At 35.9% G+C, this 20,077-nt stretch carries 20 protein-coding genes; 6 read left to right on the forward strand and 14 right to left on the reverse strand.

Going from position 1 to position 20,077, the window contains the following annotated elements; genetic code table 11:
• Nucleotides 1–126 precede the first annotated feature (126 nt).
• Nucleotides 127–834, reverse strand: a complete 708-nt coding sequence (locus tag NV349_RS20950) for a DsbA family oxidoreductase (protein WP_036119248.1) — start codon at nucleotides 832–834, stop codon at nucleotides 127–129.
• A gap of 123 nt (nucleotides 835–957) precedes the next feature.
• Between NV349_RS20950 and NV349_RS20955 the strand changes: the two genes are divergently transcribed.
• Entirely contained in the window at nucleotides 958–2,337 is a 1,380-nt protein-coding gene (locus tag NV349_RS20955) for an FAD-dependent oxidoreductase (protein ID WP_089934454.1), read from the forward strand.
• Nucleotides 2,338–2,470: 133 nt separating this feature from the next.
• Here the strand turns inward: NV349_RS20955 and NV349_RS20960 are convergent, their stop codons facing one another.
• Nucleotides 2,471–3,397 (reverse strand): manganese-dependent inorganic pyrophosphatase, encoded by a 927-nt coding sequence (locus tag NV349_RS20960; RefSeq protein ID WP_058844740.1) that lies wholly within the window; start codon nucleotides 3,395–3,397, stop codon nucleotides 2,471–2,473.
• Between the two features lie 457 nt (nucleotides 3,398–3,854).
• On the opposite strand from NV349_RS20960, the gene NV349_RS20965 reads away from it, so the two are divergent.
• Nucleotides 3,855–4,658, forward strand: coding sequence for a GNAT family N-acetyltransferase (locus tag NV349_RS20965; RefSeq protein ID WP_036128353.1), 804 nt, complete (start codon nucleotides 3,855–3,857; stop codon nucleotides 4,656–4,658).
• A 112-nt stretch (nucleotides 4,659–4,770) separates the two neighbouring features.
• On the opposite strand, the gene NV349_RS20970 is transcribed toward NV349_RS20965, so the two are convergent.
• Nucleotides 4,771–5,637 carry a MurR/RpiR family transcriptional regulator gene (locus tag NV349_RS20970; RefSeq protein ID WP_089934452.1) on the reverse strand — a complete coding sequence of 289 codons (867 nt, stop codon included), beginning with the start codon at nucleotides 5,635–5,637 and terminating at the stop codon, nucleotides 4,771–4,773.
• Between the two features lie 305 nt (nucleotides 5,638–5,942).
• The gene (locus tag NV349_RS20975) at nucleotides 5,943–7,172 is read right to left on the reverse strand and encodes an MFS transporter (protein ID WP_051891771.1); all 1,230 of its coding nucleotides are present in this window, start codon (nucleotides 7,170–7,172) and stop codon (nucleotides 5,943–5,945) included.
• A 204-nt stretch (nucleotides 7,173–7,376) separates the two neighbouring features.
• On the opposite strand from NV349_RS20975, the gene thrC reads away from it, so the two are divergent.
• From thrC to NV349_RS20990, 3 genes are all read left to right on the forward strand, one after another.
• A complete protein-coding gene (gene thrC, locus NV349_RS20980; RefSeq protein ID WP_036128358.1) occupies nucleotides 7,377–8,429 on the forward strand; it encodes a threonine synthase in 1,053 nt (350 codons plus the stop codon).
• Nucleotides 8,426–9,325: a homoserine kinase gene (gene thrB / locus NV349_RS20985; RefSeq protein WP_271911154.1), complete on the forward strand. Its 900-nt coding sequence runs from the start codon at nucleotides 8,426–8,428 to the stop codon at nucleotides 9,323–9,325. Before thrC ends, thrB begins: the two co-directional genes overlap by 4 nt.
• A 119-nt stretch (nucleotides 9,326–9,444) precedes the next feature.
• On the forward strand, nucleotides 9,445–10,131 hold the full coding sequence (locus tag NV349_RS20990) for an MtnX-like HAD-IB family phosphatase (protein ID WP_089934447.1): 687 nt from the start codon (nucleotides 9,445–9,447) through the stop codon (nucleotides 10,129–10,131).
• 48 nt (nucleotides 10,132–10,179) lie between these two features.
• On the opposite strand, the gene zupT is transcribed toward NV349_RS20990, so the two are convergent.
• From zupT to NV349_RS21030, 8 genes are all read right to left on the reverse strand, one after another.
• Nucleotides 10,180–10,989 carry a zinc transporter ZupT gene (gene zupT, locus NV349_RS20995; RefSeq protein WP_036128366.1) on the reverse strand — a complete coding sequence of 270 codons (810 nt, stop codon included), beginning with the start codon at nucleotides 10,987–10,989 and terminating at the stop codon, nucleotides 10,180–10,182.
• 377 nt (nucleotides 10,990–11,366) lie between these two features.
• Nucleotides 11,367–11,975, reverse strand: coding sequence for a phosphatase PAP2 family protein (locus NV349_RS21000; protein WP_036128368.1), 609 nt, complete (start codon nucleotides 11,973–11,975; stop codon nucleotides 11,367–11,369).
• A gap of 84 nt (nucleotides 11,976–12,059) precedes the next feature.
• Nucleotides 12,060–12,191, reverse strand: coding sequence for a hypothetical protein (locus NV349_RS21005; protein ID WP_255358824.1), 132 nt, complete (start codon nucleotides 12,189–12,191; stop codon nucleotides 12,060–12,062).
• Nucleotides 12,192–12,228: 37 nt separating this feature from the next.
• Nucleotides 12,229–13,128: a hypothetical protein gene (locus NV349_RS21010; RefSeq protein ID WP_271911158.1), complete on the reverse strand. Its 900-nt coding sequence runs from the start codon at nucleotides 13,126–13,128 to the stop codon at nucleotides 12,229–12,231.
• Between the two features lie 422 nt (nucleotides 13,129–13,550).
• Nucleotides 13,551–14,162, reverse strand: a complete 612-nt coding sequence (locus NV349_RS21015) for a response regulator transcription factor (RefSeq protein WP_244504882.1) — start codon at nucleotides 14,160–14,162, stop codon at nucleotides 13,551–13,553.
• Nucleotides 14,146–16,392: a sensor histidine kinase gene (locus NV349_RS21020; RefSeq protein ID WP_089934479.1), complete on the reverse strand. Its 2,247-nt coding sequence runs from the start codon at nucleotides 16,390–16,392 to the stop codon at nucleotides 14,146–14,148. Before NV349_RS21020 ends, NV349_RS21015 begins: the two co-directional genes overlap by 17 nt.
• Before the next feature lie 47 nt (nucleotides 16,393–16,439).
• Nucleotides 16,440–16,598 (reverse strand): competence pheromone ComX, encoded by a 159-nt coding sequence (gene comX, locus NV349_RS21025; RefSeq protein ID WP_036128375.1) that lies wholly within the window; start codon nucleotides 16,596–16,598, stop codon nucleotides 16,440–16,442.
• A gap of 12 nt (nucleotides 16,599–16,610) precedes the next feature.
• Nucleotides 16,611–17,513: a polyprenyl synthetase family protein gene (locus NV349_RS21030; protein WP_036128377.1), complete on the reverse strand. Its 903-nt coding sequence runs from the start codon at nucleotides 17,511–17,513 to the stop codon at nucleotides 16,611–16,613.
• Nucleotides 17,514–18,100: 587 nt separating this feature from the next.
• Here NV349_RS21030 and NV349_RS21035 point away from each other — a divergent pair.
• Nucleotides 18,101–18,640, forward strand: coding sequence for a hypothetical protein (locus tag NV349_RS21035; protein ID WP_036128391.1), 540 nt, complete (start codon nucleotides 18,101–18,103; stop codon nucleotides 18,638–18,640).
• Between the two features lie 91 nt (nucleotides 18,641–18,731).
• On the opposite strand, the gene NV349_RS21040 is transcribed toward NV349_RS21035, so the two are convergent.
• Nucleotides 18,732–19,046, reverse strand: coding sequence for an antibiotic biosynthesis monooxygenase family protein (locus tag NV349_RS21040; RefSeq protein WP_036128393.1), 315 nt, complete (start codon nucleotides 19,044–19,046; stop codon nucleotides 18,732–18,734).
• A gap of 1 nt (nucleotide 19,047) precedes the next feature.
• Complete coding sequence (locus NV349_RS21045) at nucleotides 19,048–20,073, reverse strand: siderophore ABC transporter substrate-binding protein (RefSeq protein ID WP_036128395.1); 1,026 nt, start codon at nucleotides 20,071–20,073, stop codon at nucleotides 19,048–19,050.
• Nucleotides 20,074–20,077 lie beyond the last annotated feature (4 nt).

Here is a 20,077-nt window from a genome sequence, read left to right on the forward strand (position 1 = left end):
ATCTTAAAAAATTTCACCTAAAATGTCAACGTTACTTTCCTCAGACTTTTGACTGAAATATTATGTTAAGATTCTTTCATTCATCTAACAAGAGGGGGTATAAAGCTTTACTCCCCTCTGTGTAAACTACAATTTACAGTTATCATCTGTACATACACCCTCATCATCAGAGCCAGCCATCTTTAACTTTGGTTGCAAACCCTCTTCCTCAGCAACTTTACGTAGTGTATCTTCAAATACCTCCTGTGGCTGAGCACCTGAAATACCATATTTACGATTTAAGACAAAAAATGGTACCCCACGAACACCAAGTTGTAGACCTTCTTGAATATCTACTTCTACTTCGTTTTTATAATCGTCACTTGCAAGAACCTTTGCAACCGCTTCACGCTGTAGCCCTACTTGCTCAGCTATCTCTAATAAAATGTCTTCTTGGCCAATACGCTTTCCTTCAATAAAATGGCTGTGTAAAAGTAATTCCACAAGTGCTGTAACATCTCCCTGTTGTTCAGCCCATTTCACAAGTCGGTGTGCTTTTAGCGTATTTTCTTCCATCAAATTGCTAAAGTCGTAGTTTAAGCCCACTTCTTTTGCACGTGCCGTTACGCCCAATGTCATTTCCTTAGCCTTTTCTAAAGACATTCCATATTTCTTGGCTAATGATTCATATACAGTACTAGTCGATTCTACTGGTGTAGTTGGATCTAATTGATAGCTTTTATAAACAAACTCCACTTGCCCTCCAAAGCCAGTATCTTCAATCGCTTTCTCTAATTGCTTTTTACCAATATAACAAAATGGACATACATAGTCAGACCAAATTTCAATTTTCATTACACTCACTCCTTTTGCTTCATTGTAGCGATAGAACAAATCACAAGGCAATATTTATGCTTCACTGCATAAATTTTCAAGCCCTTCTACATACTGAACATAAAAACAATGTGAGGTTTCAATATGACACAATCTCTGTGGCTCGCATCAACCGAGTCAGTCTCGCTAGCTTCTCTTACTTCCTCAACAACTTGTGATGTATGTATTATCGGTGGGGGCTTAACAGGTTTGTATACAGCCTATACTTTAGCAAAAGCAGGTGTGGATGTAGTTCTACTTGAGGCGAATACCCATTTTGGTCACGGAACGACAGGGCATTCCACAGGAAAATTAACAGCACAGCATAGTATTGTCTATGCGAATCTGTTAGAAAAACTATCTATAGAAGAGGCGCAGCTTTATTATCAGCTCAACCAACAAGCCATCGAGAAAGCTAGGCAATTACTTCCGACACACAGTGTTCGATCAGTGGACTCACTGTTGTACTGTCAAACAAAAGAAGGCTATGCACAATTATTAAAAGAATGGAATGCCTATAAGGTTTTAAATATTAAATCTAAAATTACCTCTGAGACAGAGCTACCGTTTCCTATCACAAAAGCATTATGTATGTCACAGCAAGCTCAAATAAATCCTTTAGAGGTGAGTAATTTCCTTGTCAAAGAGGCACAGGCAATGGGGGCAAGACTTTACAGCAATACTCGTGTTCAGCAATTAAACATATCACAAAATAACTTACATACCGAAAAAAATATGTCGGTTCAATACAATAAGCTTATTTTGTGTTCGCATTATCCCATTGAGGCGTTTAAAGGACTCAAACTTTTTAAACTGTCCAATAGTCGCTCTTATATGATTGCTAGTAAGATTTCCGAAACGATGCAGGGGCAATATCTATCCGTTGATTTCCCTTCCCGTTCGATTCGGACTGCCACGATAGACAAGGAACATTATTTAGTAATGGGTGGAGCGAATCATATAGCTGGCGAAACCGTTCATACGGAGCCGTATTATGAAGCGATTTCCAATGAAATGAAGGAACACTTTGAACAACAGCCACTTTATCGATGGTCAGCTCAAGATATTGAAACACCTGACATTGTTCCTTACGTTGGAAGAATTACAAACTCCTTACCTAATGTACTGATTGCTACTGGCTACCGTAAATGGGGGATTTCCAATTCCTTTGTCGCTGGTGACATCTTGTCCACCCTGATTACAGGCGCACAGAGTGAGGATGGTGCCATTGCCCTTTATTCACCGTCACGTACAAAATTCGGCGCGCAATTCATGCAGATGCTTAAAGTAGGGGGCTTTGTTGCAAAGGAATATATAGCTGGTTATATGAAGAACGCCAAAGCACCGACTTGCACCCATTTAGGCTGTAAAACGAAATGGAATGAAGCAGATGAGACATGGGATTGTCCTTGCCACGGTTCACGCTTTAACGCTAAGGGTGAGGTACTTGAAGGCCCAGCAGTACAACCATTAAAACTCGATTAATATGAAAGCTGGATAATTTTCGAATGAACTAAGCAATTTAAACAGAAACCCCGAACTATTACGAAACATTAATGAACATTTCGTAGTTCGGGGTTTTCTTTGGCTAAAATTCTTTTGTCCCAGCCTCTGCCTATTATTTTAGTGCTTCCGTTAATACTGGTACAATTTGTTTTTTACGAGAAACAACACCTGGTAGTACAACACGGTTGTTAATGAGTTCCGCACCGAATCCTTTTGCTGCCGCTTCTGCTACTTGTCCAATTGCAACAGCAGTTGAATCATTATTTAAAATGTCTGTCACAACGAAGAAGAATAAATCTAAGCCGTTTTCTGCAACGTTTTTATTTAATAGGATTTCTAGTTCTTCTTGACGATTAAGTACATCATTAATATCAACTGCATTAACTTGGGCTACAACTGATTTGTACTCACCAAATTGGAATTCTTTCGCATCTAATGATAAAAGATCTTCTAGTGATTTATCAGATAGGTCAGCCCCTGCTTTTAGCATAGCTAATCCATAGTCTGCAACGTCCACACCTGCAATTTTTGCTAGCTCTTCACCAGCTTTTACGTCTTGCTCTGTACAAGTTGGTGATTTAAAAAGTAATGTATCAGAAACAATTGCTGATAACATTAAGCCAGCAATATTAGCTGGTATTGCTACACCATTTTCCTTAAAGATTTTGTTTAGAATTGTTGCTGTACAACCTACTGGCTCAGCACGATAGTATAGTGGATCTGCTGTTTGGAAGTTTGCAATACGATGGTGGTCGATTACCTCTGTAATTTGTACTTCCTCAATACCATCCGCTGATTGTTGGAATTCATTGTGGTCAACAAGAATTACCTTGTCCCCTTCCCCTACTACAGAAGAAATTAAACGAGGTGCTTCAAAACCAAATTTATCTAATGCAAACTGAGTTTCATTATTAATATCTCCAAGACGTACTGCCTCAGCTTCTTCACCAATTTGGTGTTTTAAATAGGCATATACAATAGCAGACGTGATTGTGTCTGTGTCTGGGTTTTTATGTCCAAAAACTAATACTTTACTCATTCAATCAATTCCTCCTAAAATAGCACTTACATTTGTATTTTATTTTATCATATCTTATAGCCTAATAAGTGATAAAGTGTAACTTTGAATCAACGAAGCCTCATCAAACTCACTCGAAAATTTGCTCCTAAAAGCATTTGCTGAATCCAGATAAAATCTTACTGCCTATCATTTATTATATAAAAGAATAATTAATCTTTAAATACATACTTTGCAAATAAGATATATATTATAACTACCTTATGTTGCTATATAACTTTTATTGGGTCTACACACTCCTATAATACTCTCTATTTTTACCAACCTATTTTTAACATTTAATAGTAAAAATGCATCTTTTTAAAAAAATAATTAGTTTATATAGATATTTAGTTGGGTTTTCATATTTAAGTCATCGTAATTTTATGCTATCATCAGATAGTCTATATTTTTGGATATTCAGGAAATGGGGATTACGATGACAAAGAAGATGGAAAAAAAGTACATTCCTTTAGCAAACTATTTTGAAGTAGCTTTACAACAAGAGATCACTTTATCCTTTAGTGAATTAGAAAACATTATGGGACAAGTATTACCAAACGCCGCCTACTTAAATAAGAGCTGGTGGAAAAAAACTAAGCCCCCTCTCTCACACTATTTATCTTGGACCAATGCAGGTTATTATGTTATTGATGTTAAATTAGGGACAAGCGTAACTTTCTCACGTTCGCAAATGAAGCCAACTGAAAGCAGTACTTCTAACAATGAGGAAAGCCCATCTGCATACATAATTCGAGGGATTGAAGCATCCGATGCTAGATCATTCATTCATTTACAAGAGGAAATCTTTCAGCAAACTGACTTCATGTATAATGTTCAAAATGAAGTAGATCTAACGGTCCAACAACTTCGTAAAAATTTAGCCTATTGGAAACAGCTAAAAAACCGCACAATACTACTCTGTGTATTAAATGGCATTTTTGCAGGCTATGCAGTCATTCATGGGTATAAACAATCGAAAGCTAGACATGTTGCTTCTGTTCGCTTAGCAGTAAAGGAAGAACATCAACAAAAGGGCATTGGCTCTGCACTGATGAACGCTGTTGAAAATTGGTCTAAACAGCGAGACATTTCTCGTCTAGAGTTAACGGTGATGGAACATAATAATGTAGCGTTACACCTTTTTACAAAACTAGGGTTTCAACAAGAAGGCATCCGACAAAATGCCATTAAATTAAATGATACGTATGTGAATGAATATAGCTTAAGTAAAATTCTATAATTCATTTTTCCTAGATGTCTAAATCATATTTGGACATCTTTTTTTATAGTGAATTTCATAAAAACACGCATAGACCTGTGTATGAGTACACACCATCTATGCGTTGCCTACATTAAAAAACCTGCTTCTCTCTAGCAGCATCTAAGAATAACACATTACTTTCAACTTGCTCATAGGATTGCTGATATTTTTCATATTGTCCCTTATCTTGACTCATCATTTCCTCTAACAAGGCATGCAAAAAGGAAAATAAGACTGGTGCAATGTTTAGTGAAGAATGCTTTTTTGTGCCAAGAGCAAATAATGCACTGGCATATTCTCGGATAGGGGAAAATGTAGACCCTGTAATCGCAATAATCTTTACTTTCTTCATCTTGGCAATTTCAACAATCGTCTTCATATCCTTCATCTGTTTATCAAAGGATAGCACAATGAATGTCGTATGTTCGCCCATACTATTCATTTGATTAACGAGATCATCCGAGTCTAAGCGAAGCTGCTTAATATTAGAACGTAATGTTTTTAATGTGTTGGCTAACCAATTGGCGACATATGCATTGTGACGAGTACCAAGAATATAGATATGATCTGCCTCATGCATCCATTTCGAGCTTTTTTGAATTTGCTGATCGTTAATCAATTGAATCGTTTCTTGAATATTTTGGCTATCTTGTTGCATGATCTTACCAAAGCTAGAATTAGTTAATTTTTTTACTGTATATGTAGGTTGTAGATTTACCCCTTCATTTTGAGACATCATATATTCTCTAATTTCCTCTTGCAATTCTACATATCCTGATAAATCCATGGCATAACAAAAACGAATTACTGTAGATTCACTTACATTCGCCAGCCTGCCAACCTCTGCTGCTCCATTAGCAATAACTGTAGTGGGATTATCCATCACAAATTGTGCTACTTTACGCTGCCCCTTTGACAGCCTTACAAACCTTTTCTTTATATCCTCATGAATACTCATTCCTAACAACCTTTCTTTCAATGACCTTATCACGAACGGGAGATTGTTTCCTACTGACTCAAAATTCGATTAAAAATACAGTATCACGATTACAATTTGAATACAATGACTTTTCTGAAAAATCTTTAACACATTAACCTGCTAATAGAACAATTTGATTTACCTTTTTATATTGATTTGTCATTTTAACAAATAAATTCGTAAAATTGAATAAAAATTAATAAATACTTATTTTTATGTATTTCACTAGCGAATATAAACAAAAAAGTCCTGGATTCATTACTCTGATCCAGAACTTTTTATTTTTATTCTAATTCAAGCTGCTTTGTTTCCCTTCCAAGGAAGATGACACCCACCACGCCTATAATGATAGCACCACAGAAAATGGCAAAGATAAAGCCTATATCATAGCCTGCCGTTAATAAAAAACCAACGAGCAATGGACCAAAAATACCTCCGATTCGCCCAACAGCTGCCGCCATGCCAGCACCTGTGCCGCGAATAATAGCTGGATATTGCTCAGGTGTATAGGCATATAATGCACCCCATGCCCCTAAGTTAAAGAAGGATAAAAACATCCCTGAAATTAACAATACGGCAAGTGTATCTGCATTCCCAAAAACGAAAGCACTTCCAGCAGTACCAATTAGATAGGAAACAAGGACAAATTTACGGCCGAACTTTTCTATAAACCAAGCTGCTGTAAAATAACCTGGCAATTGAGCTAATGTCATGATTAGAACATATTTAAAGCTTGTAATCATATCAAAGCCCTTTCCAACCATTACACTTGGCAGCCATAAAAACATGCCATAATAGGAGAATACAACTGTAAACCATAATAGCCACAACATAAATGTAGAACGTGCGTACTTCTTCGACCAAACTTCTTTCATATTTTGGCCAATACTGCGTTTTTTGGATTCTTCCTTCACCGTAAATTGTGGTGAGTCTGGCAAATGCCAACGAAGATAAATAGCATAAAAGGCTGGAAGTGCTGTTAATATAAGGGCCACTCTCCATCCCCAAGTAGGGATAACGAAATATGAAATAAGTGCAGCAATTAACCATCCTGCCGCCCAAAAGCTTTCTAATAAGACAACTACACGCCCTCTTTCCTTGGCCGCTACACTTTCAGATACTAATGTTGAAGCTACAGGTAATTCTCCCCCTAGCCCCATACCTACTAAAAAGCGTAAAATTAAAAATGCAGTTAATGTAGTTGTAAAAGCGGATAGTCCACTTGCAATAGAAAATAGGACCAGAGTCCACATAAAAATTTGCTTTCGCCCTACTTTATCAGCAAAAACACCAAAGAAAAGTGCTCCTACAGCCATCCCGATTGAATTAACACTACCTATCCAGCCAGATTGACTTGGTGATAGTCCCCATTCAGCTGCCAATGCCGCAATGACGAAGGATAATATACCAACATCCATGGCATCGAAAAGCCAACCTACCCCCGCTACACCTAAAAGTTTATTTCTAGAAATGGATTGCTGAGGTTTATTTGTTACTACTGTATTTGTTGTCATCCCAACCACCTGTCTTTACACTTGACTTTACATTACAAGATTACTATACAGTTGTTTCAAGAAAGTGACAAGTAAAATTCAAATTACCGAATTGTTTCGACAATTAATGAAATGCTATTGAAATAATAGTACGATTTGCGTTAAAATGTCTTTTATACAAAAACAACTGTTCTTCCTATAAGAACAAAAGGAGATCGTATCGTTATGTGGAAAGGCCTTATTGAAGAATATAAACAATTTTTACCCGTAACTGAAAACACACCTGCTTTAACTTTAAACGAAGGCAATACGCCTCTTATACATTTAGTGAATTTATCTAAGAAACTAGGCATTGAGCTTTACGGAAAAATTGAAGGTGCAAACCCGACAGGCTCATTTAAAGACCGAGGGATGGTATTTGCCGTTGCAAAGGCTATTGAAGATGGGAGTCAATGCGTTATTTGTGCCTCTACAGGAAATACTTCTGCAGCTGCGGCAGCTTATGCAACACGCGCTGGTATTCAATCCATCGTTGTTATTCCGAAAGGAAAAGTCGCTCTTGGTAAACTTGCTCAAGCTACCATGTATGGTGCAAAAATCATCGAAATTGACGGTAACTTTGATGATGCCCTTAATATTGTTCGCCAAGTAAGTGAAACGACTCCTGTCGCACTTGTAAACTCTGTGAACCCATACCGTATTGAAGGTCAAAAAACGGCATCCTTTGAGATTGTAGATGGCTTAGGTACAGCACCTGATTATTTGTGTATTCCAGTAGGTAACGCAGGAAATATTACTGCATACTGGAAAGGCTTTAAAGAATACCATGCAGCGAAAAATTGCGGTCTACCAAAAATGTATGGCTTTGAGGCTGAAGGTGCCGCAGCTATCGTCAAAGGAGAACCTATTGCTAATCCTGAGACAGTGGCAACAGCCATCCGAATTGGTAACCCTGCTAGTTGGAAATTGGCAGAAGCAGCTCGTGATGAATCTGGCGGTATCATTGATTCTGTTACAGATGAAGAAATTGTAGCTGCCTATAAATTAATCGCAAGTACAGAAGGTATTTTCGTTGAGCCTGGCTCTGCTGCTTCTTTAGCAGGTGTTATTAAGTCAGTTGAAAACGGAAAAATACCACAGGGTGCAAAAGTTGTCACAATCTTCACTGGGAACGGACTAAAAGATCCTGATACAGCTATGAACGTTTCTACTGTAGAAGTAGTGTCCCTTAAAAATGATGAAGAAGAAATTCGTGCATATATCGAGGGTGTACTATGAGTAAAGTGTGGCAAATCTCAGTTCCTGGAAGCACGGCCAACCTAGGGCCAGGCTTTGATTCGATAGGACTCGGCTTGTCCCTTTACTTAAAGCTTATCGTTACTTTACAAGATCAATGGAATATTATCCATCTCGATGATAATGGTCCTAAAGAGTTTGAGCTTGAAGAACACTTACTATACGTCATTGCTAAAAAAATTGCAGATCAATATGATCAGCAACTACCTGCTTGTCGTGTCGAGATGACTAGTGAACTTCCATTAGCACGTGGCCTTGGAAGCAGTGCAGCTGTGATTGTGGCAGGTATTGAACTTGCTAACCAAGTATGTGAACTTGGTTTAACTGTTCAAGATAAGCTCAATCTCTCCTCACAGATTGAAGGACATCCAGACAATGCAACCGCTTCTGTTTTAGGGGGATTAACCATTTCCTCAATGGATGACAACGGAATTGTCGATACATTTCATATCAATGATATCGAGGCATCATTTGTGGTATACGTACCAGATGTTGAGCTCAAAACGAGCGAATCTCGTTCTGTTTTACCAGAACAACTAAATCGCGCCTATGCTGTTCGTGCTTCTGCAAATGCGAATATGTTAGCAGCTTCCTTAATGGCACGTGATTTCGAGCGTGCTGGTCATTATATGGAGGCTGATTTATTCCATGAACCGTTTCGTGCAAAGCTAATTCCTGCCTATGCAGAAATTCGTACTGCTGCAAAAGCTAACGGTGCATACGGTACCGCTCTAAGTGGCGCTGGGCCAACGTTGATTTCCATTATTCCTTCTGCTATTGCTACTGACTTTGTTCAGTTAATGACAAAGCAATTCCCAGAGCATCAAGTAATTTTAACAAAAGCGGATGAACATGGTGTGCAAGTCCATAAGCAATAAATGTTTGAAACGTCTACTACCCTAGTAGGCGTTTTTTTGAAAGCAAGTACTTATAAAACTAATATGATAGAAGTATAGAAAAGGATATTTTATACGTGCTTTTCTAAGGAGGGACTATCTTGAAACCAATTATATTCTGTGATTTCGATGGCACGATAACAGAAACTGATAATATCTTTTCATTAATGACTGAATTTGTACGAGAGGATTCTGAAAAAATTGCTAAAGCCATGATGGAACAAACCATTTCATTTAAAGATGGGCTTTCTGCTATGTTTCATCTACTTTCTACTCAACAAAAAGATGAAGTAATTCAATATCTTATGGATTCAGCAGTAATTCGTGAGGGCTTTGGGGATTTTGTTCGCTATGCTCAAGACCATAACATACCATTTTATATTGTAAGCGGTGGCGTTGATTTTTTCATTGAGCCTCTAGTTGAAAAATATGGTCCTTTTTCGGGCATCTACTGTAATAAAGCCGATTTTTCAGGTGAACAAATAGAACTAATCTATCCAAATAACTGTGACGAGGAATGTGTTAAATATAGCACACAAGGTTGCGGTTGCTGTAAACCTAGCGTGATGCGGAAGATTGCAGAGGAGGATCATTTTAAAATTGTGATTGGTGACTCTCTTTCTGATTTTGAGGCAGCTAAACTAGCAAATATTGTTCTTGCTAGAGATCATCTCGTTCAGCGCTGTGAGGAGCTTCATATTCCATATAAACCTTTTACTACATTTCATGATTGTCTAAATAGTGTACAAGAGCTTGTGGAATCAAAAAAGGCTGTTCCTACAATATAGAAAAATAACAAGGGAGCCACTTTAAATGACTCCCTTTTCCTATTTTAATTATGCTAATAATACTAAGCTAATGGCCATGACAGCCATTCCCCCTACTAGACCATACATGGATAAATGTGTTTCATCGTATCTTTGCGCTGCAGGTAATAATTCATCTAATGAAATAAAAACCATAATGCCTGCAACACCAGCAAACACGATGCCAAACATTACATCTGTTAAAAAGGGCATAAGGAGCAAAAATGCTACTAGTGCACCGACAGGCTCTGCTAATCCTGATAAAAAAGATAACTTAAAAGCTTTTCGACGATTGCCCGTTGCAAAGAAAATAGGGACTGATACAGCAATGCCTTCTGGAATATTATGAATGGCTACTGCAATAGCAATAGCAATCCCCACATTTGGGTCATTAATAGCTGACATAAATGTAGCAATGCCCTCAGGAAAATTATGAATGCCAATAGCGAGAGCTGTAAAAATACCCATCTTCATCAAATGCTCTTCATTGACCTGAGGCTTCACTGCATTCACATCTTCAACTAGCTTTACTTCGTGAGGATTAGTAGCCTTAGGAATAAATTTATCTATTAAAGCAATAAATAACATCCCGCCAAAAAATCCGAGAATTGTCATCCAATAGCCATTTGTTGTGCCTAATGCGTCGGTTAAAGCATCTTTCGCTTTAACAAAAATTTCTACAAGGGATACATATATCATGACCCCTGCTGAAAAGCCCAATGCAAATGATAAAAATTTTGTATTTGTTCTTGATGTAAAAAAGGCGATTAAACTACCTACACCTGTTGCAAGTCCGGCAAAAAGAGTCAACCCTAGTGCCAGTAAAACATTTCCGTCCATTCCCTTCTTCCTTTTCTCTTTTTATTATTGTACTCATCTTAACTTAGAAGTTTCCTATACGCAATTCTTTTTTATAAGGTAAATATCATTCTTTACAATAGGGAAATCATGCTCATTCATTAGTATATAAAAAACCGTGAGCACATTCTTTCTGAGAGAGTCACTGCCTCCCGTTTCATCTACTTCTACATAGAAGATAATCAAATATAGCAAAGACAGAGACATTTTGCTTATCTTGCTGTCACGACTGTGATGTTGTGGGGAATTTAAAGAAATGCTTATAAAAAGGACCGAAACATGTAAAAAGGAATCGAGATTAAATTTCTCGATTCCTTTTGTAGACAGTACCAGTTCATCCTGATACTACTTATACTTTTTTATTTATGGTTTGATTGAAACGATTTTTTACGACGTTCATACCAGATGACACAGATGATAAACCAAGTATATCCCATACTCCAACCTGCAAGCACATCCGTAGCAAAGTGTCGAGCTCCTGCAATACGTGATAATCCAATGAGTACCATTAGAATTATTGCACCTAGCCACAGCACAATTTTACGACCTTTACTATTATTCTCGGCGAAAATATAAGCGATTGTGAATAAGTACAGAATACCCGTCATAGCATGTCCAGATGGAAAGCTAAAGGATGTCAGTTGGTTCTCCAATTCAGGACGTGGTCTTTGGATCCATTTTTTTAGTAATTGATTCAAAACATTGCCCGCTGCAAAAGTTAACACTACAAATAGCATGGCTCGATAATTTTTTACCTTCCAAGCTAAATACACCATTAAGACTACTGCGACAGCGACAACAAATTTAGGCTCTCCTATATAATGAAAGATCTCTATAAATCGATTACCAAAAAAGATCTCCGCCATCTTTGCGTCAAATGTATTCATGAACTCGCTTTGATAAGTAGCTCTTACTACGAAAAATACAATTAGCGTTAAAATTGCTAATGGATATGCCCATTTTTTCATTCTTTCACCTCAAAAACATTCATGCTATGATCTTCACATCATAACATAAATAAGTCTATTCTGAGCGAAATATAGACTCTCGTTTTAAGAAAGGTAAGCACGTTCGTATTCTTGATAAACATGGATGGATGCTTCTTCAGGTTTGTTAAAATAATCGGAAATAGCCAATGCAATAATAAACAAAATGGCTACTATAGGTAGTATTTTTCTAAACATCCTAAACACTCCCTTATCCTTTTTTGTTCCACTTCGTTTACTTGATTAACACAGGATCAAATAGCCAATCTTTTGGGCCAAAGTTTGAATCCTTTTCTCCTCTAACTTCACGAGAAATACCATTTTTTATAATCGTTTCTCTAAATCTTTTACTGAACAAAGTCTTTCTATAAAGATATCTTCCATCGTGACTACATTCAGCTGAGTAAAATACATCGCCTTTTAAGTGCTTTAAATCTTCATGCTCATAGGTATCAGGACCATTAATCACGCCATTTAAGCCGCAGCTACATGGAGGTTGTTCCGTTGCAAAATATAATTTTACTCTATCCTTGCTACATTCAGGCAGCACTTGAACAGGAATAATTTGATAAGCTAGTTGCTTTCCTTCTTCAGGTCCTTGATGGATAACCTCTAAAAGTTCAAAGCCTTCTAAACTTTCCTTTTTCATGAGTGATGCTAGTGCCTCAGAAGCAACCCAATAACCATTTACATGGACTAAATGGCGATCCTTCATTTGTGTAGTATCAATGACTATAGGTGATAACTGCTCTTTATCCATTAGACCACAGTATTTACAGTGTGTGCTTAAAGAAAATAATGTCCCTTTGTCCTCTAAGAACATTTCTGGTGAATTACCTGTTGAATTTAAAGTAAATAATGGTGCCCGTTCATATTCCATATCTGAAAATTCAAAGTAAAAACGTTCTCCTATTGAAACAATACCAAATTCGCGTTCTAATGATTTATATAAAGCTGTTACCTGTTCGTATGTTACATCTTCATTTAATGTAAAAATAGGATTAAACTTTGTTTTTAAATTTCTTTTTCTAATTTCAGGCGCACCAATCGCAATACCATGACGATTATAAACGTTAATAACTTGATCTTGACTAGTTTCATCTACGGAAAACAAATTTTCAAGTTCTACTTTCACAATACACGCCTACCTTTATAAAGTTTTATGGTGAAGTATATTGACTAGCTAGTAACATTCTACAATCTACTAACGCTACTTTATTCATAGATAGTCAGGCTGCTTATTCTAATAAAATCTATTGTCTATTACTCACTAAAGCAAATCTACTTAACCACCGTTAATTTAAGCGTACCAGTACTTACACCGTCTTTTCAACTTCGGGTTTACGCCAATTTTTTGGCGTGATTCAAGTGAAAATCTGGCGTGATTTGGCGGTCATAAAAAACACCGCCACTTTTTTGGCGGTGTTCCTAGTATTTTATAGGTTATTTCTCATATAAATATGGTTTTATTTTACTAAGGTAATATTTAGGATAGTAAACTCCCAGAAAGCTCCCTTTTTATTGAAAAATATACCAAGAGTATAGCATAGAAATAGTTTAGAGTAAATTCATTCTTTCAGCTAGATTTACAGCCTCTGTTCGTGAATCTACATTGAGCAGAGAAAAGAGTTGTGTCAAATATCTCTCAGTTGTTCGCTGAGGAATGTTTAATTCAATCGCGATGGCTTTATTTGTATGGCCCTCCGCAATCAATCTTAAAATTTTCTTTTCCTTTTCATTTAAATGAATATCTTTTGCATCTTGCAGTTTAAATTTATCATCCAAAAAATCCAAGAAATTTTTAGGTAAAACAATTTCTCCGTTTGCAATGGCTCTCACCGTTCGTAAAATTTGCTCTTTAGAGGCCGTTTTAGCTAAAATGCCTTCTATTTTTCTTTCCAAAATAAGCGGGTAATAATCCGTGATATCATCACCTGTATAGAGGATAACTGCAGCATTTGACTGAAAAGCTTTAATATTACGGGCTAAGTTAATGCCATTTTCGAGTGGCATATTGATATCAATCAAATAGATATCATATGGCTTATTTTTTATTCTTTGAATAACACAAGTAGCATCGCTTTCCGTATCAATGATAATATCATCATTCTCTTGAAATAAGTTTTTAGTTCCCTCTAATACTATTGGGTGATCATCCACTATGAGCATCGTAATCAAGTGTTTCACTCCCTTCTTTCACTATTATTCTAATAGACATCCCTTTGTTTATGTGAGCGTCAATATAAAATTGCCCATTAAATGCTTTTACACGCTCCTGCATACCTCGAATACCCATAGACTCTGCTACAATAATATCCTCCACGTTACAGCCTACACCATCATCATTATAAATGATTTCAAAGCCATCATTCATCTCATTTAAATGGATTTCAACGGATGCGGCATAGGAATGCTTTAACGCATTATTCAGTAGTTCTTGAAACAATCGATAAATCATTAAATTCATGCGCTCATCCTCTAAATAAAGACGATCGATTGTATAAATGAGCACAAAGTTAGCTCTTTCTTGAACTTTTCGAATTAACTTTTCTAATGCAGCATTTAAACCTAAAGTATCCAATAAAGGAGGCTTTAGATTTTCACAATAGCTCCGCAATTCATATAAAGAGATAAGCATTTGTTTATGAATTTTAGCAAGTTGCTCTTGAATATCCGATGTATTCTTTGCATTAACAAGGACATCCACTTCTCGTGCAATATGGAGTTGCTCTTGTAAATTGGTGTCATGTAACTCTTGAGCTAACTGGTATTTTTCTTCTTCAAACCTTAACCATAATAGCTTATTTAGCCATGGTAACTGACCATCGTCAGCCTGTTTCATATGCTTTAGTTCCTCTATCAGTTCTTCCACCATCTTTGTATTTTCAATAAAATTATTTACATACAATAGGAGCAATTCAAGCCATAAAAGCTCCTCATCTTTTAAATGGATCGTATTATTATGCCCCAACACTAATGCTCTTTTATAATGTGCGTCTTGATGGAGAAAGGCTACATAAACTTTGTCTATCTTTCTTATTTCTCCTAATCTCAACTCTTCCACAGTATCAGGATGAATCGTAAAACTTTCTCCAGCCATCGTTAAGAATTCATTCGTAACATAGTTATATGTTATGACAAAAACATCCTCTAACTCAAGATGCATAGAAACTTCATAAGCAAATTTCTCTAAAAGCTCGTCGATTTTAATGGTTTTACCAATTTTATCTACAGCAGTATATAGTTGATGAATATAGTCACCTTTTGTAGAAAATAGTATTTTCCGTTTTCGATAATCAACCTTTTCTTTTACGTAAAAGAGAATTACTAATGATGAAAATGTAAAAAGTGCTACTCCTGACATGACAGTCATAGTTAAATACTGTCCTGCAATAAAATACAGTCCCATAGTAATCCATAACGTAAAGCTTAAAGAGAATATGACATAATAGCGTAATCTTGTAATATGATACTCAATATCAAATAGCCTTTCCGTTAGTTGTGTAAAGATAAAGCTAAAAGGTATAAGCAATAAAAATAATGAGCAAATTTCAGCTGAAAGAATGTACGTATGAAAAAGAATTTGTGGAAGTGCATACAAAAAAAGAAATGGTAGAAACGGTATTAATATACTATTTAATAAAATTTTCAACTGTGGTGAGCTGTATTTGAAATAGCTTATTAGTAAAATACTAAGGATAATCACAAGGAGAAGAAGAAACATGGCTAATACTATATTGGAAAGAATATCGTTAGCAGCAGGATAAATAGTGCCTGTAAAACCTAGTATAAAAGCGATTATGGGGAAAACATAAAAGAGTTTGACATTATCCATAAATACCCAATTCGCTTTCACAAATAAAAAGTAATTTCTTAAAAAATGTAATAATAGGACTAAACATAACACCATACTACTACGATTGACGATAATACCGATCGCATCTAACCTACCAGAGACACCACTGCTCACATATGCTAATGAAACATTTAACATAAAAAGAATAAGTAAGTCTGCTAACTTTGAATTCCTTTGCTTGGAATGTAAATAAAACGCAATGAATAACGTCAAAAAATAATAACACGCCGGAACAAAAAATATATATAAAAATTGCTGAGGAATATCTAAGTGTCTAATATGTATGTTTATTAAACTTCCACTTGGCTTCATAACTGTTAAATCATTAGCTGATAATATTTTGGATTTATACTTCAGCTGATTTAAATGGTCAATTGGACGTTCATCTACCTTTACAATAACATCACCAATGGCTATATTTTGACTGTCCGCCCAGTCTTTATAATCAAGTTGAGTTACTACCCACTGACCATTTTCTTTTTCTACCTCAATATCAATATATGGCGCGCTATAATTCACATAATTTAAATAAAAGCCAATCATTAAATAGAGAATTATAGCTGGCCAAAATAATTTACTACGCAATGTTTTTAGTTCCAAACATCACTTTCTGCAATCATCTCTCCGCTAAATGCTTCTAGAATTGCTTTTTGTTCAACAGGTGAAACTCCAATTAATGAGGCTTTTTGTTCTTTTAATAGTCCAACTAGGCTAGGATTTTGTTCTAAATACTGGATTACATTAATCATACTAATCTCTCCTCATTTCATTAATTCTTGCAGATATATTTTACCTAATTCGTTTATCTCTACATTTTCAAGGTAATTCAAGGCTTTAAACTTGTAAACATTTTTTATTGTGATGGCATAGCGTATTGCCCCACTATTTGTCAACTCATTTTCTGTTGCATTTTGATCTAAAACTGTAACTATATCATCATTATAATAGCTGGCAACAGAATTTGAAATATCATTTTTCTTGGTTAAAAGGTATATAATAGGCAATGAATATTTTTTGTTTAGCAGGTCATTTTTAGGGCCCCACACTTTCAAGCCTTGTATATCATTTTTAATTTGCTGGATAATACCTATGTATTTCCCATACTCCTCTACTTCTTTAGAAACTTCCCCTTTTGCAAGTACTTCGCCGATCAAACAGCCCATTGCTGTTAAAGAGCCAGATTTCTGAGTTATCATTTGTACATAGGATTCTTCATCGCGGCAATTATTTAGTAAATCTAGTTGTTGACCATTTATACTTTGTAACGCGTATTTCTCAAGTAGTCTTATAGCAACTTGTTTATGCTCAAAGGAAGTGTCATCGATTGCTTTAGAAGCCATGATCAGCATTGCTAAGGCAACGTTTAATGATAACTCAGGTGTTTTACTCCAAATATAGTCTGAATCCTTATCCTGTATATCATCAATAATATCAAAGGAAAGTATTAAAAGTTCAATTGCCGCAGCTACTTTATAGATATCTTCATTTACTCCGTCAGAAAATGCTTCGTAATGCCAAAAGCATAACTTACCAAAGGAAAAACCTCTGGTTGTTTTTTCTTCTTTAAAGCTTTTTAACAGTAATTGTAGCTCATGTCCCAGTAATGTCTCATTTTCTATAAGAATGTCTAATGATTCATTAATACGTTCATCTAAACCGTTCAATAGTCCTCTCTCCTCTCTAGCATATTACTAGATATTATATAGATTAGTGGGAATTAATACTAGTAACATAATTAGGTAAGCCATATAAAAGCATTAATTCTTTTTTAGAGATAGAGACCGCCAAAAAATGGCGTTATTCATGCAAACCACGCCAGATTTTTGCTAATAATTACTAAAAAAATGGCGGTAGAGAACTAAGCACCGCCACTAAAGTGGCGTAAACTTACCCTTGAAATGGCGTTCTAACAGATGTTACGCTTATAGTAACTCGAGGATTAGTAATTTTAGCTATAGCAAGATTTTTATCCTGCTCAATATACTACTGCTATGTAAAACAAATGAAAGTACTGGTAAATGACTATCTGTACTGTCTTATACATATTTAATTTACAAATAAGGGGATCAGGACTTACGGTTTGAAATAAATATTATTTTCTGTATGTTTATTTCTGTCCTAATTACCTAATATACCAATTAACGGAATTTGATATTACTACAATATCTGTATTATTAGAACAAAAGATTTTATAGCAATAAATTAAACATTAGTGAACAATAAATTCTTTTGTACTGGGAGTGATTTAATATTGAAAAATGCATTAAATGAAACTATTTTCATACTTACGGCTACTTTTTCATGTAATATCTCTGTCTCAGCTGAAGAAATTACAATTAAACAGCCTACAATTGATCAACATCGAATGGAGCAAGTCATTATTCAATCCGAGTTAAAAGCTTATCAAGAAACTTTAGCAGCATATCAAGGTATTTCAACCGTATCAAATCTTATTAGTGATATTCCTGGATTTGAGGATACATTCCAACAAAAAAGGGATCTTTATATGGAGCAGCATGGCATTATAAGAGTTTCGACCGAAAGTTTATCCAGTATGGCATCTGTCAATCCTTTTACCTTTGGATTAAACCTAGATTCACCTTCTGTCTATATGACACCACAATACACCATCATCAATGCTAGAGGGCTAGAAATGGAGACGACGACTCAAGATCATTTTGATGAGCAAGGAAATACAAGCATTTCAGGATTGTCCATCAATGAAAGCACGATATCCTTTAATATGGATTCAACATTTAGTGGGTGGCGAAAAACATCAATCAAACATTAAAATATAGTTAAGCAGGTCACCATCATCAACGTGACCTGCTTTTATATGTATTAAAAAAGGTGCCTCAATCTCTTGAGACACCTTAAGGCTATTAACCTTTTACATAATAAACTTCTTGTCCACTTTCAATGATATGATCAGGCTTTGGCTTTCCTGCGCTTGCCTTGTGGCCGGCAATATGCTCAGGGCTCTTCTCCCAATTTTTCCATGCTTCTTCTGATTCCCAGCGAACCATCACTAGCACTTCCTCATCACCGCGGCGAACTTTCTTTACAAGAACCTGTTTATCAATATAACCAGGTTGTTGTTCAAGTAATGATGGACTGTTTGGCTTAGCACCAAAGCGTTCCACAACCTTATCCGAATTACCTTCCGTCACAACGATACGTTTAATTTGTACAAACATATTAGTTAAACGCCTTTAACACATCTTCAGCTTTTTGTGTTTCTGATTGTAAACCGCCACCTGAAAGGTACCAAACTTCCGGATCCAAGTAGAATACTTTACTGTTTTTCACAGCATTTGTTGCACTTACGATTTCGTTTTCAATTGCTGCTTTTGTACCTGACTCACCGTTTTCATTTACAACAGCGTCACGGTCAATAACGAATAAAATATCTGGGTTTTTCTCACGTACGAACTCAAAGCTTGCATTATCACCATGAGACTCAATTTTAAATCCGCCAGCTTCAGCTACAGCTTTTACACCATATACATCATGAATCACACCGAAACGTGAACCAGGACCAAATACAGATAATGAACCTTCACTACCTAAAACGATTAATGCTTTTTCTTCTGTTGCAGTTGCTTTTGCTTTTACTTCTTCTACTTTTGCTTCATAGGCAGCAATTGCATCTGCTGCTTCTTTTTCTTTACCAAAGATTTTACCTGCTAATTCTGTATTAGCTTTGAATGACTCTAAGAAGTTATTGTTATCTACACCAACGTATACAGTAGGTGCAATTTTAGATAATTCAGCATAAGCTGCTGATGCACGACCAGAGATGAAAATAATATCAGGGTTGATTTCAGATAGTTTTTCATAATCAGGTTCGAATAATGTACCTGCATTTACATAAGTGCTATCTTTATATTTGCTTAAGTAAGCTGGTAATGAATCTTGTACTACAGCAGTAGGATTAACACCTAAAGCATCTAATGTATCTAGGAAACCATTATCAAAAACGACAACTTTTTCTGGCATTTTATCAAGTTTTACTTCTTCAAATGTAGTAGTGCTATCACGACCTTCAACTGTGCTTCCAGGAATTGTTAGTGGGTATACTGATGATTCTTCATTTTGTTCTTCAGCCGGTTTGTCAGTTGAAGTCCCTTTATCTTCTTCTTTTGCTTCGTCTTTTGAACCGCAAGCAGCTAATACTAATAGCATCATTGCCATTAATACCGTAAGTAATTTCCATTTTTTCATTGTA

Origin of the sequence: Lysinibacillus sp. OF-1 (assembly GCF_028356935.1) — a bacterium.
Taxonomy (GTDB): domain Bacteria; phylum Bacillota; class Bacilli; order Bacillales_A; family Planococcaceae; genus Lysinibacillus; species Lysinibacillus fusiformis_D.

Excerpts from the sequence above, each read along its gene's own strand:
- NV349_RS20950 (WP_036119248.1), bottom strand. The coding sequence starts at position 834 with ATGAAAATTGAAATTTGGTCTGACTATGTATGTCCATTTTGTTATATT.
- NV349_RS20955 (WP_089934454.1), top strand. The coding sequence starts at position 958 with ATGACACAATCTCTGTGGCTCGCATCAACCGAGTCAGTCTCGCTAGCT.
- NV349_RS20960 (WP_058844740.1), bottom strand. The coding sequence starts at position 3,397 with ATGAGTAAAGTATTAGTTTTTGGACATAAAAACCCAGACACAGACACA.
- NV349_RS20965 (WP_036128353.1), top strand. The coding sequence starts at position 3,855 with ATGACAAAGAAGATGGAAAAAAAGTACATTCCTTTAGCAAACTATTTT.
- NV349_RS20970 (WP_089934452.1), bottom strand. The coding sequence starts at position 5,637 with ATGAGTATTCATGAGGATATAAAGAAAAGGTTTGTAAGGCTGTCAAAG.
- NV349_RS20975 (WP_051891771.1), bottom strand. The coding sequence starts at position 7,172 with ATGACAACAAATACAGTAGTAACAAATAAACCTCAGCAATCCATTTCT.
- thrC (WP_036128358.1), top strand. The coding sequence starts at position 7,377 with ATGTGGAAAGGCCTTATTGAAGAATATAAACAATTTTTACCCGTAACT.
- thrB (WP_271911154.1), top strand. The coding sequence starts at position 8,426 with ATGAGTAAAGTGTGGCAAATCTCAGTTCCTGGAAGCACGGCCAACCTA.
- zupT (WP_036128366.1), bottom strand. The coding sequence starts at position 10,989 with ATGGACGGAAATGTTTTACTGGCACTAGGGTTGACTCTTTTTGCCGGA.
- NV349_RS21000 (WP_036128368.1), bottom strand. The coding sequence starts at position 11,975 with ATGAAAAAATGGGCATATCCATTAGCAATTTTAACGCTAATTGTATTT.
- NV349_RS21005 (WP_255358824.1), bottom strand. The coding sequence starts at position 12,191 with ATGTTTAGAAAAATACTACCTATAGTAGCCATTTTGTTTATTATTGCA.
- NV349_RS21015 (WP_244504882.1), bottom strand. The coding sequence starts at position 14,162 with ATGCTCATAGTGGATGATCACCCAATAGTATTAGAGGGAACTAAAAAC.
- NV349_RS21020 (WP_089934479.1), bottom strand. The coding sequence starts at position 16,392 with ATGATTGGCTTTTATTTAAATTATGTGAATTATAGCGCGCCATATATT.
- comX (WP_036128375.1), bottom strand. The coding sequence starts at position 16,598 with ATGATTAATGTAATCCAGTATTTAGAACAAAATCCTAGCCTAGTTGGA.
- NV349_RS21040 (WP_036128393.1), bottom strand. The coding sequence starts at position 19,046 with ATGTTTGTACAAATTAAACGTATCGTTGTGACGGAAGGTAATTCGGAT.
- NV349_RS21045 (WP_036128395.1), bottom strand. The coding sequence starts at position 20,073 with ATGAAAAAATGGAAATTACTTACGGTATTAATGGCAATGATGCTATTA.